The organism is Mediterraneibacter agrestimuris, assembly GCF_943193195.1.
In the GTDB taxonomy this organism is placed as follows: domain Bacteria; phylum Bacillota; class Clostridia; order Lachnospirales; family Lachnospiraceae; genus Schaedlerella; species Schaedlerella agrestimuris.
In genome coordinates, this window is the sequence record NZ_CALPDG010000041.1 from 19,793 (window position 1) to 35,245 (window position 15,453).

Here is a 15,453-nt window from a genome sequence, read left to right on the forward strand (position 1 = left end):
CGTATGCAGGTATATATTGATTTAGAAAATCTTTTGAAAGAGAAGAATATCAGTAAAAACAAAGTCTGTGAAGCGTGTAAATTACAGCGGACACAGCTTAATAACTATTGCAAGAACAAAGTTTCCAGAATTGACCTCACAATCCTTGCAAAGCTCTGTGATTTTCTGGAATGTTCCCCAAACGACATATTGAAATTGAAGTAGGACTGTCAGCTTTCGTTGCTTGCAGTCCTTTTTTCTTCCAGTCTGCCGATTTCTTGTAGAAAGTCATGTCCTTTTGGGACTAAAGGCGTGTAAAATTCGCTTATAACGCTTGTTCCCACATCACAATAGCCACGCCCCTTGATACGCTTCTGAAAAAACTGCTTTTTCACATCTGAACCGAACAGCATACCGTAACCTAATTCGCTGATACGCCCAAGTCCCACACGGAAATTGAAGTTATCTCTGATACCGTCCGAGAAATATTTTGCGTCTGGACGCTGGCAGGCAACGATAAGGAAATAACCTGCTTGTCGTCCTAACATGACGATTTTCTTTAACTGGCTAAGTAAGCCCACACTTTCTTTTGTCCCCAGCATTTCAAAAAACGCCACATATTCATCAAAGATAAGAAAGCAGGGGGGAAGTCCCAGATAGGCGTAGTTTTCGCCCGTCTTATAGTTCGGGTGTCGTTTCATTTGCTCACTTCGCTGTACCATGCCCTCATAAAAGGCATTGACACAGTCTATCATTTCTTCTTTGGTGTGATACACGTTTCCCATGACTGTTCCCAAGTCTGCTAAGTCCGCATTTTTCGGGTCTAAGATGTAAAGGACAGCGTTGGTATGCAGTAGGGCTTCAATGAGCGTCAGAAGAAAATATGTTTTACCGCCACCAGTCCCACCAGCAATCAGAGCGTGGGGGAGTGCGTCATATTCCCAGACAAGATTTTTCATCAATCTAAGACAGCCGTTCTCTGCCCGTACTTCATCAATGGTAATACGGTTCGCTATCATATCATAAAGCAGGGTATATTCGATATAGCCGTCATGTAAGGTCTTGTCGGTCAGTTCGCAATACAAGCCACTTTCCAATTTATCCTCTAACCGTAAAAGCTGGTCTTGATATTTTCCCAGCGTAATTTCACAGCGGATATGAAGCAGTCCCTTTTCCATTTGATAATAAATCTTCGGAAACCAGACAATTTTTTCCCTTGATCTGCTTTGCAGGTCAGTAAAAAAACCGCTGTCTTGTACGGTATCGGCTTCATACCACTTATTTTCCAGTATCATTCTTGCTAGCTTTTGACGGTGCAGGAGCTTCTTGAAACTGTCGTAACAGAAGCGGTAATACAGAAAAGCGACCAATGCACAAATGCCAGTTGCTATCAGTATGGTTATGAAGTTGTAAGGAGAAAGCGTCAAGCCGTTTTCTAACAAGCTGAAATGCTCCCAGTCGGTACGCATGAGCTGTTTTATATTCAGTAGCAAAAGAACCGCCACAAATACAAACAGAAGCGTCCCTATGGAAAAGTGGTAAACAAGGTGCTTGTCGCTGGCTCTGATACGGTGTCCTTTGTTCCAAATCTTACGCATAAATCAATCACTCCTTTCTGGGTATGAAAAAAGCAGTCAATCATAAGACTAACTGCTTTATGTGTATGGATATGAAATTATAAACTTAATTTTATGCAAAAGCAATCAGCATTGAAGCAATAAAATTGCCAGCACCATGTAATAAAATACTAGGAATGATTGAACCATTAAAAATCTTCTCATTTAACCACCCCAATAATAATGCCCCAGTTCCAGTAAAGACAAATGTTAATGTATGATACCACAAGCCTACTTCAAGACCAGCTAAAACATATAATACATTGTGCATAAGTCCAAATAAGACTGCCTGCAAAATTATACCTTGTACAGTTCCAAATTTATTGCAAAATCTTTTACATAAAAAACCTCTATACAAAACTTCTTCTGCGACGCCATTTGCCACAAAATTTTCAATGAAAGCAGGTAAAATTGCAGTAAAACCTATTCCTGCAAAAACATTTGCTGATACGGCAGAACTACTTTCTATGTATTCTAATGTTTTAGGGTCAACAAGCTGTGTAAAATCAAAATTGTAAAAGAAATAATACAGAACAGCAAAGATAAGTAAAATCCACCATTTACTTTTTAATTGTGGTCTATAAAAACCTATCCATTTAAAAAATCCCGTTTCTTTTCGGTGTCTGAAAAACCACCAAATAACTGGTACTAATGAAAAAACTATTAGGTTGATAATTGCAGTCGATATACTTGATATTGTAAGTTCTAACATGATGTCCTCCTTAAAATGAAAAATTTCGTTTAACATTATAGCACCCTCACATAGAAACTACAATATTTTTCCATAGCACACAATCAACTTTGATTGTTCATACTTATTTTTTCAGCTGTCCCTGCGGTGTATGGTTCTGTGGACTGCCTGCGTTCTGGTTGCCTTTATTCTTCAACACAATATTACCTCCTGTTCGTTCTCATGTTGATAGTTGACTTTCTGGCAGAAAAAAAGCCGCCCGTGTGGACAGCTTTAATTGTTCTTTTCTCGGATAGTTACTGGCAGTATCTAGGGGGAGAGGTGTGGAGAGGGGGATGTTTAAAAAAATTTGCTATCCCCCAAAGGGCGGACTTCTCCCCAAGTGTGCGGTTATCTTTCCTGCCCCCGCTGCCTTTGCAGATGGCGGTTGTAGAACTCCAACGCCTTTACGACAAAATCCGTTTCCTGCCCTCTGGGGATGGATTTCGGTATCAGCTTGGTTATCCGCTCGTCCTTAAAGGCGGGCTTCTCTTTCTGGTTCGGCTTTTCCTCCTGCATGATGCTCTGGATAACCTCATCCGTGAGTTTTCCCTCCTGCATGAACTTTTTCATCTTGATAGCCTGTGCAAGAGAGGGCGTCGCATCGTTGTAGCCCATCGCTTCTAAGAGTGTATATTGCTGTTCCTCGGAAAGATAGGAAATCTCAACAGCAGGACGGAAAGCAATCTGGCGTTCATCAACCATTTGCAGGATTTCGGGTACAAGCTCGGTCAAACGGATATAACGGCGTATCTGCTCACGGCTTTCGCCTACTTTGTCGGCAAGTTCTTCGTTAGACCTCGACTTCGACACCACTGGTGTCGAAGTTAAATCAACACGTTGTCCTTGTCTGTCCATAGCTTCAAGCCGCATCTTATACGCAAAGGCTTTTTCACTCGGCAATATGGTCGTTCGTTGGAGATTACTCTCAACCATGACAATAATCGCTTCGTCACGGGTCAGCTCCTTAACCTCGCATTTAAGCGTTTCAAGCCCTGCAAGCTCGCAAGCCTTTTTCCTCCTGTGACCGCTGATAAGCTCATACCGCCCGTCCTCTTTCAGTCGGTCATTTTTTGCGGACAGTTCATACATGCTATCCTTTTCTGTTCTCTGCTCCTGCGTTTGCTCTCGTTTGATTTCTCCCTCCGTATCTTCTTGGCACAAGCAGGACAATACCTTGATGCACCAGAGCCCGGGACATATTCAACGCCGCACACCGTACAATTTTTAGCGGGCATTGCTGCCCACCGTTTTGTAGGTATGATATGTAATTCATCGACAAAGCCGATGAATTTATAGTAAATCTTGATTTCCTGCTTCACTGTTCCGTCTGCCATCTTCTCACGCTCCGAAACAAGTATCTTGTCTATGAGTGCGTTTATAACTGTTGCATCCAGTTCTTTTAAGCCTTGATAATTTCGGATAAGGGCGAGGAAGTCACGGATTCCCCGTGATTTCTCGTAGCTTTCATTAAGAGTTTCCGTCACCTCTTTCAGCCTTGCTTCAATTTCAAGCTGCTCTTTCTGGTATTTCCCCGACATCATCTCAAAATTCCGCTCGGTAATACGCTCCATGACCTTATCCTCGTAGAGAGAGGAAAACAGCCTGTCCAGTTCCGCAAGGCGTTTGTTCAGCTTCTTACGTTCTTTCTCTAATGCTTTCGCCCTGCTCTGGTCTGTTTCCGTGAGCCGCTTTTCTATGGCCCTGACCGCCTTTTCATCATTCACTGCCATATCCGCAAAACAGTTGATGTCGGCAAGAACGGCATTGAATAAATCCCTTGCTTCTATATTGTGGGCACTACACTCGCTTCTTCCGTTTCTTGCATAATTATTACATGAATACTGTACACAGTCGATAATCTCTGGGCGTTTCCTCCTGTGTACGTTCATTGCCCGCAGAGCACATCCGCAGTCCACACACTTGATAACGCCTGCAAAAATATTTACAAATCCTCCCTTGTTCTGTGGAAGCCTACGACTTGTAATAAGCTGTTGGACAATATCAAATTCCTCCTGCGTGACTATTCCCTCATGGGTATTGGGTATCACTTCCCATTCTTCGGGCAGCTTAGAGGGGCGTTTCTTGCTTTTCATATTGGCGGCAATCCGTTTGTAGCCTACAAGATTTCCCGCATATATCGGGCTTCTTAAAATGCTCCTCACGCTGTTCCCACTCCAAATATAGCGTTTGTCCTCGTTCCCCTCAAAATGACGTTCAAAGCCTGTTTCGCCACGCTCCGCCGCATAAGCGGCAGGGCGTAGGATATGCTGTTTATTAAGATGTCTGCAAATTTTGGCAACTCCATTCCCTTTTAATGCAAGGTCGAATATCTCTTTTACAACATGTGCCACTTTATCATCTATCAGCAGATGGTTGTGGTCGGCAGGGTCTTTGATATAGCCATAAGGGGCGGTAGTTCCCATGAATTTCCCCTGTTGAAACCTCGCCCGATATGCCGATTTTATCTTAACAGATATGTCAGCGGCATACATTTCGTTTAAAATGTTGCGGAAAGGCGTGATGTCCATAGCAGATTTATTCAAGGTATCTACGCCGTCATTGACCGCTATATACCTCACGTTATGCTCTGGGAAGAAAACTTCCAGATATAACCCACAATCAAGATAGTTTCTCCCCAGACGGGATAAATCTTTCGTAATCACGCAGTTTATCAGACCGCTTTCAATGTCTTTTATCATATTCTGGAAACTTGGTCTTTGGAAATTTGTACCAGAATAACCATCGTCCACATACGTTTTTGCTATGTGCCATCCCTGCTTTTTCACATAATCCGTGAGGATGGATTTCTGTGTCGCAATGCTCGCACTCTCGTTATCCGTACCATCGTCTTTAGATAAGCGGCAATAAATGCCGACTAAATAGATTTTCTTTTCTTCTTTGATTCCTGCCATACTGTAAAACCTCCGTATCTGTCCTATCTGTTTTCATGTCCCATTGCGTACATTCTAAGCGGACAGCCCCTCATTGTCGAAGGTGTCGCCCTCGGCAATCTTCTTCCGAATATCCTCGGAGATAATCGGGACAAACGCTTCTGTAACGGTCTGTGTGCCGACATATTCACGGCTGATTATCATCTGCACTGGTGCTTTTGGCACGATACGCTTTCTCTTTTTATCTGCTTTCTTATCCTCGCCCATACTTAAATCTTCCTTTCCAGACAGGGCAGGGAAGAGTTTGGAAATGTCCCCGCCCTGCCAATCAGATACCATTAATCCTCGCTGTTTAATTCTTTCTGTAATGCTTTAAGGAGTGCCGCCGCTTCATCAGCGTTCAGCGTGATTCCCTTGCCGCACTTTTCACGGTTCGGGGAAAAGCTGCGGATGTCATACTTCGGCTCTTTCCCATTCCATGAAATGAGATTGATTTCCTTTGTGTAGCCACTGTCGCCCGTAGACAATACTGCGATTTCCTTTACGATTTCATACTGGATTTCTCTCATTCTCCATACCTCAACTCTCTGTATTTACTTCCCGAAAAAAGAAGATTAGCGGCTGTCACGGTTGCGTTTCCTCTGCAACTCACGCTCCAAAAGTTTGATGATGGTTTCCTCCATCTGCTTCGGCGTTGTGTTCTTCGGAAAGTATTTTTTCAGCTTGCTTGTGTTGATTTTCAAGGTTTCTTTCTGGTTGCCCTTTTCCTCCGTCATAATCGCAAATATCGTATCCATGTCAAGCCGCCCGCTCTGGCTTAACTGTTTCATCCGCTGTGCCTGTGAGAGTGAGGGCGTTGCTTCTTCGCTCTCCATCGTGGCAAAGAGGTTTTCCTGCTCGTCTTTCTTCAAGAAGGACAGTTCCACCGCAGGCGTGAGGGCGATTTTCCCCTCGTCCACCATCTGCAAAATCGGCGGTATCAGTTCCGTCAGGCGGATAAAACGCTGCACGGTCATCCTGCCCACGCCGAAGCCCTGTGCCACCTTGTCGTCCGTCCGCAACTTCGTCACAACTTGTGACGAGGTTAAGTCTGTGCGGAAACCCTGCCGCTTCATGGCTTCGGATTTCATCTTGTAAGCAAACGCCCGCTCCGATGGCAGGATATTCTCACGCTGCAAATTGCTGTCTACAAGGGTGATGATGGCTCGGTCACGGTCTAAGGGCAGGACAAACGCAGGCACGGTATTTATCCCTGCAAGTTCAGAAGCACGGACACGCCGCTGTCCTGCAATCACTTCATAACCGTCCCCGTCCTCTTTCGGGCGTGTGATTATCGGCGTGACAATGCCAAATTCCTTGATGCTTTCCGCTAACTCTGACAGTGTTTCATCTTCTGCCACATGAAACGGATTGTCGGGGAACGGGTACAAGTCTTTGGTCTTTAACACCTTAAAATCCTGTTTCTTCATTCACATATCTACCTTTCTTTCGCTCTGCTTCTATGATTTTTCTGCAATTCTTCCAACACTTCGGGCGGTATTTTTGACAGCAGCCGCCCCATCTGCTCGTTGGTTCTCTGCAATTCAAATATCTTCTGATTCGCTTTCTGCACCTTTAGTTCCTGCTCGTACTTTTCATCACGCATACGCCCCGCATAGTCTGATTCCTGCCCAATTCTCTCTTTCAAACTGTCGATATACGCCTGCTGTTTCCCGATTTCCTTAGAGAATTTCTCCACGTCTGGCAGCCATGCAGAGAGTAAATCTAACGCTTTATCCCTTTTCTTCCCTGCGTTAAAGGCGTTGATGTCGGATAGGGCAGACACGATTTCTTCATACTGTTTATCAAGCCTGCCGCCTAATTTATAGAGCCATGTGGGGACGTGTTTCCGCTTGGTTTCCATTGAGGACTGCCCCCGTTCAAGCTGATTCCACCGTGAGGACATCCGCTCATGGTAGGCGGTCTGCCACTCGGATAATGATTTCTGGTTGCCTAAGATAGCTTTCGCTGACAGCTTATTGTCTGGCGTAATCGGCACAAAGCAGAGGTGCATATGGGGCGTTCTCTCGTCCATATGGACGACAGCGGAGAGGATATTCTGCTTTCCAACACGCTCCGAAATGAAGTCAAGAGCCGTCTGGAAATACGCTTTTTGTTCTTCGGGCGGTAACTGGTTCATAAATTCTGGTGAAGCTGTGATGAGCGTTTCCACCATCATCACGCTGTCTTTCCTTGTCCTGCACCCCGCTTCGGCTACCATGCGGTTAATCTCTTTCTTGTAGGTGTACTTTGGTGGTGCTATGAGATGGTAATTGTTTTTAGAGCGTTCCATATCTATATCTGGGTTGCTTTTGTAGGCTTCTTTCTTCCGCTCGTTGTGGCGTTCACAAGCCGCAACGCCGCCCGCTTTTCGTTTCTGGAAACGCAGGATTGCATAAGGCATAGGCGGATTCCTCCTTTCTTTCGGCGGGTGACCGTCCTTTGGGGTGACAGCGGTGACGGTGGTGACAGCAGTTTTGGGATACCCCCTGCCGACTGCCGCAACTGTCACCCTCACCCCCTGCATGACGGTCATGTCGATGATGACGGTGTTTTTGGGATACCCCCCTCGCAAGAGCCGTCACCGTCATGCCGCCATTCTTTTATCCGAAGCCGTAAGGCGTAGGATAGCAGGGCACAGCCCTGCCTTAAGGGAGTCCAGAGGGAACGTCTGGCACACGACTTTGCAGGGCAAAGTGTAGTGTGTTACACCCTGTAAACGCAGTCGGAAAAATCGGAATGATTTTTCTGACCGCAGGGGTGGTTTTACACGACCGAAAAGGGCGAGTAAATCTCACGCCTGCATTTTGCGTTTACGGGGTGTTCTCCCGTAGGGATGACAGCGGCAGGGTATCCTAAAATCACTGTCACCACCGTCACTGCTGTCACCCGCAGGGCAGAGCCGCCAGCTTTACATGGCTTTAAGCGTCAATGACAGTAACAGGGGGGTATCCTAATATCGCTGTCACCACCATCACCGCTGTCACCCGCCCTCCTTGCAAGGGCAATCCGCCTGCCGTCTTTCCTGCGGCTGTACTGGTAGCAGATACGGTTCTCGCTTAAAAATGTGGTGCGGTATTCATTCAGCCATTTCGTAATCACCGTGGGTATGGTTTCCGTTTCCCCCATAGCGGCTAACAGTTCCGTTGCCGTGCCTATCCATTCTTCCTTATCCCTCATAAAATCCACCAACCGAAAAAGGACATCTGGTATCGTTTCTTTCGCAAGCTGCTCCTGCGTTTTCCGCTCCACAAGCTCCCAACGGCAATCACGGAAACGCAGCGTGTATTCCTGATAAGGCGTGTCCCTGCCCGTCACATACAGCTTGGCGGTGTCAGACGCACGTTTCTCCTTTTCCAGAACAAAGGTAGCGTCCGCACTCCCCGTTAATCCTGTCGTCCCAGACACCTTGTTGAACACGTCGCTGTCATTCTGCTTTCGGATGTGGTGTACGACAATGACCGCCAGAGAGTGCCTGTCGGCAAAGTCTTTGATGAGGGAGATGTCCCCATAGTCGCTTGCATAGGCATTGTCTTTTGAAGCTGTACGGACTTTCTGCAAGGTATCAATGACAATGAGCCTGCTGTCTGGGTAATCTTTCAGATAATCTTCAAGCTGCACGATAAGACCGTCTGACAGCTTGCAGCTTGCCACGGCAAAGTGGAGCCGCCCGCTTGCTTCGTCCGTCAAACGAAATAACCTGTCCTGTATGCGGCAGAACGTGTCCTCAAGGCAGAGGTAAAGCACATCGCCCTCCATTGTCGGCATATCCCATAAAGGGATTCCCTGCGACACGCATAAGCATAGCTTCAGCATGAGCCAGCTTTTGCCTATCTTCTGTGAGCCGCAGAACAGCGATAAGCCTGTCGGGATAAGGCTGTCCACCACAAAGGATGGTTTCTCAAGCGGTTCATAAAGGAGCGTTTCGGCGTTGACTGTCTGTAACTTCTGCATGGCTTTCCTCCTTTCGGGCGGTGTCTTTGTTTTCGTTGCACATAGGCGTTGACCTCCTTAAAAATAGATTTACTCCCACGGAAAAAAGTGAGAGTATGTAATGCCGCCAATCCCACACAAATAAAAAACAGATTTCTTTTTCGGGCGGTGTCGGTCACGGTTGGAGATATTTCTTCAATTTCCGCCTTTACTTTCTCCTTTGCAATCGCAACAGATTTCTGTATTGCCGAAGCGGTGCAATGCTCCATAGCGGCGATTTGGTAAAAATTGAACTCATACTCGTAGTAGAGCAGGAAACGCCGCCTTTGTATCTCTGGAAGGCTCCCAACCGCCTTATAGAGCGTTTCATTCCGTTCTTCCTCAACCATGCGTTCATCAAGGCTCTTAGGCACACGCAACGCCCGTCTGTAAAGGGTTTCGTCCCATACCTCGTTAAACTCCCTGTGCCGCTCGTCCCATTAGAAAAGATTCCTGTTCCTGCGCTCCATCTGCCGAAACTCCATAAAGAACTGTTCCGACACTTCCAACTCGTGGGATTTGCCCTGCCCGTCCTTAAAGCTGATAAAATACCTTGTGCCGCTTTCCGTGGATTCCTCCCGAAGCGTGTATGCCTTAACCCTGTATGCCATCCTGTTGTCCTCCTGCAAAAAATGAGTGAGGGGATTTCCATCCCTCACCCAGTAGCCCGCAGGATGGCAGGCTGTTTTAGAAGCTATAAAATTTTCCGCAGCTTCTTCCGCAGATGGTCTAACCTCGCATAGATGGCACCAGTCGTCAAATGCACAAGCGGGGCAATCTCCTTTGTGGAATACCCCTGCATTTTCAGCAGGACGATTTTCAAGGTACGCCCGTCCACCGTGACTAATACTTGATAGAGATTTTCGCTCTCAATCTCTTCCAGTAACTCCGCAACCGTACCCACTTCCGCCTGCCGCTCCCTGCCTGCCATGTCCTCAAGATATTCCGCAACGTCATTCGTCCATCGGTAAAACCGCCTGTTGGAATTGAAGTCTGCCCTGTCCGCCATGCGTATCTGCTCAATGGTCGCTTCATCAACGCCGCACTCACGCAGCAGCTTTTCCTCCGCTTCTTTCCAGATACGCCATTTCCTGTCCTCCCGTCCGTGGTTGTATGCCATTCTTACTTCCTCCAATCAGAATTGATTGAGAGGGCAGAGAAAAGCCCCCTCATCTTCCCAAAGGAAAAAACAAGGGGGCTGAACGCCTTAAATTTTAATTTTCTATTATCTTTCTTAGTTTTATTAGGATTCTGGCTTTGCGTTTGTTTACAACGCTCTGGGTTATGCCCAACCTCGCCCCGACTTCACGCTCGGAAAGTCCGTCAAAAAAGATTGCCTGTATCAGCTCCTGTTCACTATCCGACAGCAAAGGCAGGGCGGCTTTCAGCCTGTCCACCATGACCGCATTGACAACGGTTTCTGCAATGTCCACCGCTTCATCAGTGATAAAGTCCAGAGGATTCCCCTCGCTGTCCGTAAATCCGTCGAGAGATAGCAGTCTATTCTTTGTATCTAATTTTTGCAGATAACGCCACCGTTCCTTGTCACGGTAGAAGTCTGTGTATTGCTCCCTCACGACTTCAAGCAGACAGCCTTGAATGGGGATAAACAGCTTGTCCATATAGGTCTGGTCGGATTCCCTGCAACGGCAGAACTCCGTGTAGGATAATTCCACATAGCCGCCACTTTCTCTGATATATACCTTTCTTGGTGCATATTTCACCATAAATACCTCCCATCTGAATTTTTGAAATGTAAAAAATCCAGATGGAGAGGCGGAGAACGACACCGCATATCAGAAACAGCCCTACGGCACTTTCCAACAAAAACCGACAAAAGAAAAACCGCAAAGGCTCTGTGACCTTTACGGTTATAGGAAATAGTAATTCTATTGTATGGAGATTGTACTTCTACTTTCAAGGTGAGAAGTACCGTTGCACTGGCAGAAATTTTTTTAACTGGTTTCCTGCCGTTCTCTGATATGCTATGTATTGATAAATTTTGCTTCGTATGAGCAGATAGATAACTGCCCGAAAAAAGGACATAAAAAAATCCCTCCAAATTTAAAAACAAATTCAGAGGGTAATTTAGGGTATAACAAAATAACCCACCCGAATATCGTTTTTTTTATTTGGTGAGTTTGTTCTTTCAAATACGAAACAAAAAGAGCCGATGATTCGTGAATTGTTCCACAATTTCATCGGCTCTGCGTCTTAAGCGTCTGGCTCTTTGATGACAGTTATCTTCAAGTTGTCAACTTTAATCAATCTTTCTTGTCTGCATTTTGGACAATAAAGGGGATAATTCTCCAAAACAGTGTCCTTCCTAATTTTATTACGGGTTTTGCTCCCACAAACAGGACACAATATCCATTCGCATTTCATCATAATTAGTCTCTAATCCTTTCAAATCTCATTTTATATGACTTTTGCAAGCTGTTAAGCTAACTTGTGGAACATATGCCGAACCTTATCTATACGGCTATTCGGGCGGCGGGGTTGGCAAATAAATTTACCAATAGCTGGCTGGTATCCTTTTAACTCTGTCAAGCAGACTCCCTGCCCATTTGTGAAATAAGTTAAATCGTTCCTGTATTCTTGAATACATCTAGCAGGGATTTCTCCTTTCAGAATGACCTCGTCATTCTTTATCTGAGTACTTACAATATCTGCACAATACCTTGGAGCATCATGATACGCCCGTGAGAGATATTCCTGCGGTGCATAAATTTCAAAGTGGAGATATGGCTCTAATAGTTCTGTCCCTGCTTTTTTTAAAGCCTGCTCCAATACGATAGGGGAAAGCAGCCGAAAGTCTGCGGGGGTACTTACAGGACTATAATACAATCCATATTCAAAACAGATTTTACAGTCTGTCACTTTCCATCCATACAGCCCCTGCTCGCAGCCATAAAGAACCCCCTCCATAACCGCATTTTGGAACGATTGATTTAAATATCCAAGTGAAACTCTGCTTTCATACTGCACTCCGCTTCCAATAGGGAGCGGCTCTATGGACAACCCGACAGAAGCCCAGAAAGGATTTGGCGGGACTTCTATGTGGATGGTATATTCTGCTTTTCTAAGCGGTCTTTCCATATATATAACAGTAGGCTCTTTTATTTCTGCCTCCACATGATATTTTTCCTCAAGGATGGCACAAATGACTTCCATCTGCACATTCCCCAAAAAAGAAAGTATAATCTCATGCGTTGTAGTATCCACATAATATTTTAAAAGAGGGTCGCCATCTGAAATTTCTGTAAGTGCCCCAAGCAATATTTCCCGCTGTTCAGATTTCTTTACTGCAATCGTTGTTTGGAGCATAGGGAGAGGATTTTCAATAAATTTTCTCTGCGGCAACAGTATTTCGTTCCCCAAAATACTGTTTAGCTGCAAAACATCATTTGGTAAAATTACAATATCACCAGAGCAGGCTGTATCGGATGAATATAATTCACCGTTTGTCGGAACACACATCTCTGTGATTTTTATTTTCTCTTTTTCAGATATTCTAATAACATCCCTCAAATGCAATGTTCCGCTATATATACGCACATAAACAAAACGCCGCCTTTTCTCTGAATATTCAATCTTAAAAACCTGCCCGCATAGTTCAGATTGACCTTCAGGCGTTGATGAATAAAATTTACTGGCAATTACTTCTATAAGCTGCCGAATCCCCAGATTGTTTTTAGCGCTTCCGTGATAAACGGGAAATAACGTTCCGTTTTGGAATCTCCTGTTTTCTTCCTGTTCCAGTTCTGACATTTTAAACGGTTTCCCTGACATATATTTCTCTAATAGTTCATCGTTTCCCATAATTACCGCATCCCACTGTTCCATATCGTCATTGTCCGTTACATTTATATGGGGATGCTGCCCAACCTTTTGCTTCACTATAATTTCCGAAGAAAGCTTTGCTTTCATTTCCCGATATACCATTGGCAAATCAATCCCCTCTTGGTCAATTTTATTGATGAAAAAAATTGTCGGAATCTTCATTATCTGTAGTGCATGAAACAGTATACGGGTCTGTGCCTGTATGCCATCCTTTGCAGAAACTAATAATACTGCTCCGTCTAATACGGATAAAGAACGGTATACTTCCGCCAAAAAATCCATATGGCCTGGCGTATCTATAATGTTGACTTTTACATCCTCCCACTGAAAAGATGTCACTGCTGTCTGGATAGTGATTCCCCTTTGACGCTCCAAATTCATTGTATCTGTCCTTGTTGTGCCTTCATCTACGCTCCCTAGTTCTGCAATTGCACCACTGGTATACAATAAACTTTCCGTTAATGTTGTCTTTCCTGCGTCAACGTGAGCCAGAATGCCTAAGTTAATTATTTTCATGTGATTTTCCTCCTATCAACACCCAAAAAAGGGCATAAAAATACCCAGTGATAAATACTCCTATCACTGGGTAAATAACTCCAATAGCCCCAAAACACTTATATGTTTTCGGGCATATAAAATTACATGATAAAAGTATTCTTAAACTGGGTACAAAAAACTAAGCCCCATATTAAAAGTGAAACGGGACTGCTACTTTTTGTTCCCACTATCAAATTGACAGTTTATTTAAGAATACCTTGCCGCATATTTATTAACTCCTTGTATAATACTGAATCTAATTATATTCCTTAACCCTTTATTTGTCAAGCTGACAAACTAAAGCAGAAAAAGCGGCAGGATTTCCCCCTGCCACTAATCATCTGTTTATGCAAAAATAATTTCCTTTTCCACAATCTCCCTCGCACAAGCCCTTATGTTATTGAGGCATCCTGTCCATTCTAAGGCGTTTTCTGCCTTTAGCTGTTCCGTTATGCCCTGTGCCTGTTTCATACCCTCTATGAGCCTTTCAAAGCGTTCCTGTGCCTGTCTGTTGATGTCGGCAAGGTAGGCGTTTAGCCTGCCGCTTGTAAGAAGATTGGTGTATGTAACTTTACGGTACTGTTTTAGATAATCTAAATGCCGTTGCCCCCAGATGCCTATTGCCTGTTCTTCTTCGGCGGGTACAGTTAAGCACGGTATCAAATAATCCCCTTGCCTTTCGTATTTGCCGCCCAGTTCCTCAAATAATGATTTTGCCATTGTCTGTTACCTCCACATTCTTTTTTATTTTGAATGTCCGCAAAATCCGTCCTACATCTGGCGGACTGTGGCAGGGGTCATTACGCCGCTCCGCCTTACGCTGTCCACAAGCTGCTCCATGTCCTCGTCCATTAAGACCTTGAACGGATGGTCTGGGAACTCGTCAATCTCCGCAATCGGGATTTCCCTTATTTTGCTTAGGTTCGCTTCTGCACGGCTCTCGTCCGTTTCAAAGAGGTCATCGTATGCGGTCAGCTCGATTTTGCTTTCTCTGCTTCTCGCCAAGCTCCGCCACCTCCTTTCCGAACTGCTCGTAAGCGGCGGCTACCTTGCCGCCTTTGTCGTAGGCAAAAATGCTCTTTCCCTCTGCGGTGGCTTCCACGGCTCGGATGGAGTGGGGTATCTGCGTGTCGAATACCTTTATCCTCTGCCCGTAGGCACTTTTTACCGTAGCCGTGATTTCCTTAGAAATGTTCGTGCGTGGCATTACCATCGTCATAAGGATGCCGTCAATCCGCAGGTGCGGGTTGATTTGCCGTTTCACTTTAGACACGGAGCGAAGCAACAGCTCTAAGCCTTTGGCGGAAAGATAATGGGGCTGCGTCGGGATAACCACGCTGTCAGCAGCCGCAAGCGCATTGATAGTCAGCATACCCAAGCTCGGCATACAGTCCACGAGAACCGTGTCGTAATTCTTTTTCACCTCATTGATGCAGGTTTTCAGTACGCTTTCACGGCTTATGGCGTTAATCAGCCTTACTTCCAAGCCCGACAATTCAATGTTGGACGGGAGCAGGTCAACGCCCTCGTCATGGTGCAGGATGCTTCTGGAAACATCGACGGGTTTATCATCAATAATGTCCTGCATGATGGTGGAGAGCGTGTCGGGCAAATCGTCTGGTCGGCTGTAACCAAGCGACATGGTTAAATTTGCCTGTGCATCGGCATCAATGAGCAGGACTTTTTTGCCCTGCTGTGCCAGAGCCACGCCCAGATTGACCGCCGTGGTCGTCTTTCCAACGTTATGTGAAGCTTCACATAACGTTGGTTATGAAAAGCTATATATTATGCAAAGCTAGAGATAGAAATCTTTATAAATAAAGGATTCTTTGGTTGATTTACT

15 protein-coding genes and 4 pseudogenes are annotated in these 15,453 nt (G+C 45.2%); 1 reads left to right on the forward strand and 18 read right to left on the reverse strand.

The window, feature by feature from the left end:
• The first annotated feature begins 3 nt into the window (after positions 1 to 3).
• Positions 4 to 204 (forward strand): helix-turn-helix domain-containing protein, encoded by a 201-nt coding sequence (locus tag NFS18_RS15500; RefSeq protein WP_004612745.1) that lies wholly within the window; start codon positions 4 to 6, stop codon positions 202 to 204.
• A 5-nt stretch (positions 205 to 209) separates the two neighbouring features.
• Here the strand turns inward: NFS18_RS15500 and NFS18_RS15505 are convergent, their stop codons facing one another.
• The 18 genes and pseudogenes from NFS18_RS15505 to NFS18_RS15585 all read right to left on the reverse strand — a co-directional run.
• Entirely contained in the window at positions 210 to 1,577 is a 1,368-nt protein-coding gene (locus tag NFS18_RS15505) for an FtsK/SpoIIIE domain-containing protein (RefSeq protein WP_251391906.1), read from the reverse strand.
• 91 nt (positions 1,578 to 1,668) lie between these two features.
• Complete coding sequence (locus NFS18_RS15510) at positions 1,669 to 2,307, reverse strand: CPBP family intramembrane glutamic endopeptidase (RefSeq protein ID WP_040014032.1); 639 nt, start codon at positions 2,305 to 2,307, stop codon at positions 1,669 to 1,671.
• Positions 2,308 to 2,410: 103 nt separating this feature from the next.
• Positions 2,411 to 2,491, reverse strand: a pseudogene (locus NFS18_RS20090) (YdcP family protein); the annotation flags it as partial.
• Between the two features lie 185 nt (positions 2,492 to 2,676).
• A complete protein-coding gene (locus tag NFS18_RS15515) occupies positions 2,677 to 3,489 on the reverse strand; it encodes a ParB/RepB/Spo0J family partition protein (protein WP_251391909.1) in 813 nt (270 codons plus the stop codon).
• Positions 3,384 to 5,240 (reverse strand): recombinase family protein, encoded by a 1,857-nt coding sequence (locus NFS18_RS15520; protein WP_001820670.1) that lies wholly within the window; start codon positions 5,238 to 5,240, stop codon positions 3,384 to 3,386. Before NFS18_RS15520 ends, NFS18_RS15515 begins: the two co-directional genes overlap by 106 nt.
• A 54-nt stretch (positions 5,241 to 5,294) precedes the next feature.
• Positions 5,295 to 5,486, reverse strand: coding sequence for a hypothetical protein (locus tag NFS18_RS15525; RefSeq protein ID WP_001820669.1), 192 nt, complete (start codon positions 5,484 to 5,486; stop codon positions 5,295 to 5,297).
• A 71-nt stretch (positions 5,487 to 5,557) separates the two neighbouring features.
• The gene (locus NFS18_RS15530; protein ID WP_001206986.1) at positions 5,558 to 5,788 is read right to left on the reverse strand and encodes a YdbC family protein; all 231 of its coding nucleotides are present in this window, start codon (positions 5,786 to 5,788) and stop codon (positions 5,558 to 5,560) included.
• A 45-nt stretch (positions 5,789 to 5,833) separates the two neighbouring features.
• A complete protein-coding gene (locus NFS18_RS15535) occupies positions 5,834 to 6,688 on the reverse strand; it encodes a ParB/RepB/Spo0J family partition protein (RefSeq protein ID WP_000743700.1) in 855 nt (284 codons plus the stop codon).
• Between the two features lie 8 nt (positions 6,689 to 6,696).
• The gene (gene mobV, locus NFS18_RS15540) at positions 6,697 to 7,662 is read right to left on the reverse strand and encodes a MobV family relaxase (protein ID WP_001820668.1); all 966 of its coding nucleotides are present in this window, start codon (positions 7,660 to 7,662) and stop codon (positions 6,697 to 6,699) included.
• Between the two features lie 517 nt (positions 7,663 to 8,179).
• Positions 8,180 to 9,212: pseudogene (locus NFS18_RS15545) on the reverse strand (AAA family ATPase).
• Positions 9,213 to 9,366: 154 nt separating this feature from the next.
• A pseudogene (locus NFS18_RS15550) lies at positions 9,367 to 9,841 on the reverse strand (RNA polymerase sigma factor).
• A gap of 83 nt (positions 9,842 to 9,924) precedes the next feature.
• Positions 9,925 to 10,350, reverse strand: a complete 426-nt coding sequence (locus tag NFS18_RS15555; protein ID WP_000323895.1) for an RNA polymerase sigma factor — start codon at positions 10,348 to 10,350, stop codon at positions 9,925 to 9,927.
• A 94-nt stretch (positions 10,351 to 10,444) separates the two neighbouring features.
• A complete protein-coding gene (locus tag NFS18_RS15560; RefSeq protein ID WP_105116765.1) occupies positions 10,445 to 10,954 on the reverse strand; it encodes a sigma-70 family RNA polymerase sigma factor in 510 nt (169 codons plus the stop codon).
• Positions 10,955 to 11,444: 490 nt separating this feature from the next.
• Positions 11,445 to 11,618 carry a cysteine-rich KTR domain-containing protein gene (locus NFS18_RS15565; protein ID WP_002779755.1) on the reverse strand — a complete coding sequence of 58 codons (174 nt, stop codon included), beginning with the start codon at positions 11,616 to 11,618 and terminating at the stop codon, positions 11,445 to 11,447.
• Positions 11,619 to 11,669: 51 nt separating this feature from the next.
• Positions 11,670 to 13,589, reverse strand: a complete 1,920-nt coding sequence (gene tet(O) / locus NFS18_RS15570; RefSeq protein ID WP_000691758.1) for a tetracycline resistance ribosomal protection protein Tet(O) — start codon at positions 13,587 to 13,589, stop codon at positions 11,670 to 11,672.
• A gap of 366 nt (positions 13,590 to 13,955) precedes the next feature.
• Positions 13,956 to 14,330: a TnpV protein gene (locus tag NFS18_RS15575; RefSeq protein ID WP_001129922.1), complete on the reverse strand. Its 375-nt coding sequence runs from the start codon at positions 14,328 to 14,330 to the stop codon at positions 13,956 to 13,958.
• Between the two features lie 51 nt (positions 14,331 to 14,381).
• Entirely contained in the window at positions 14,382 to 14,615 is a 234-nt protein-coding gene (locus tag NFS18_RS15580; protein WP_456299369.1) for a ParB N-terminal domain-containing protein, read from the reverse strand.
• Positions 14,569 to 15,351 (reverse strand): annotated as a pseudogene (locus NFS18_RS15585) (ParA family protein); the annotation flags it as partial. The gene NFS18_RS15580 and the pseudogene NFS18_RS15585, both read right to left, overlap by 47 nt.
• Positions 15,352 to 15,453: the final 102 nt, after the last annotated feature.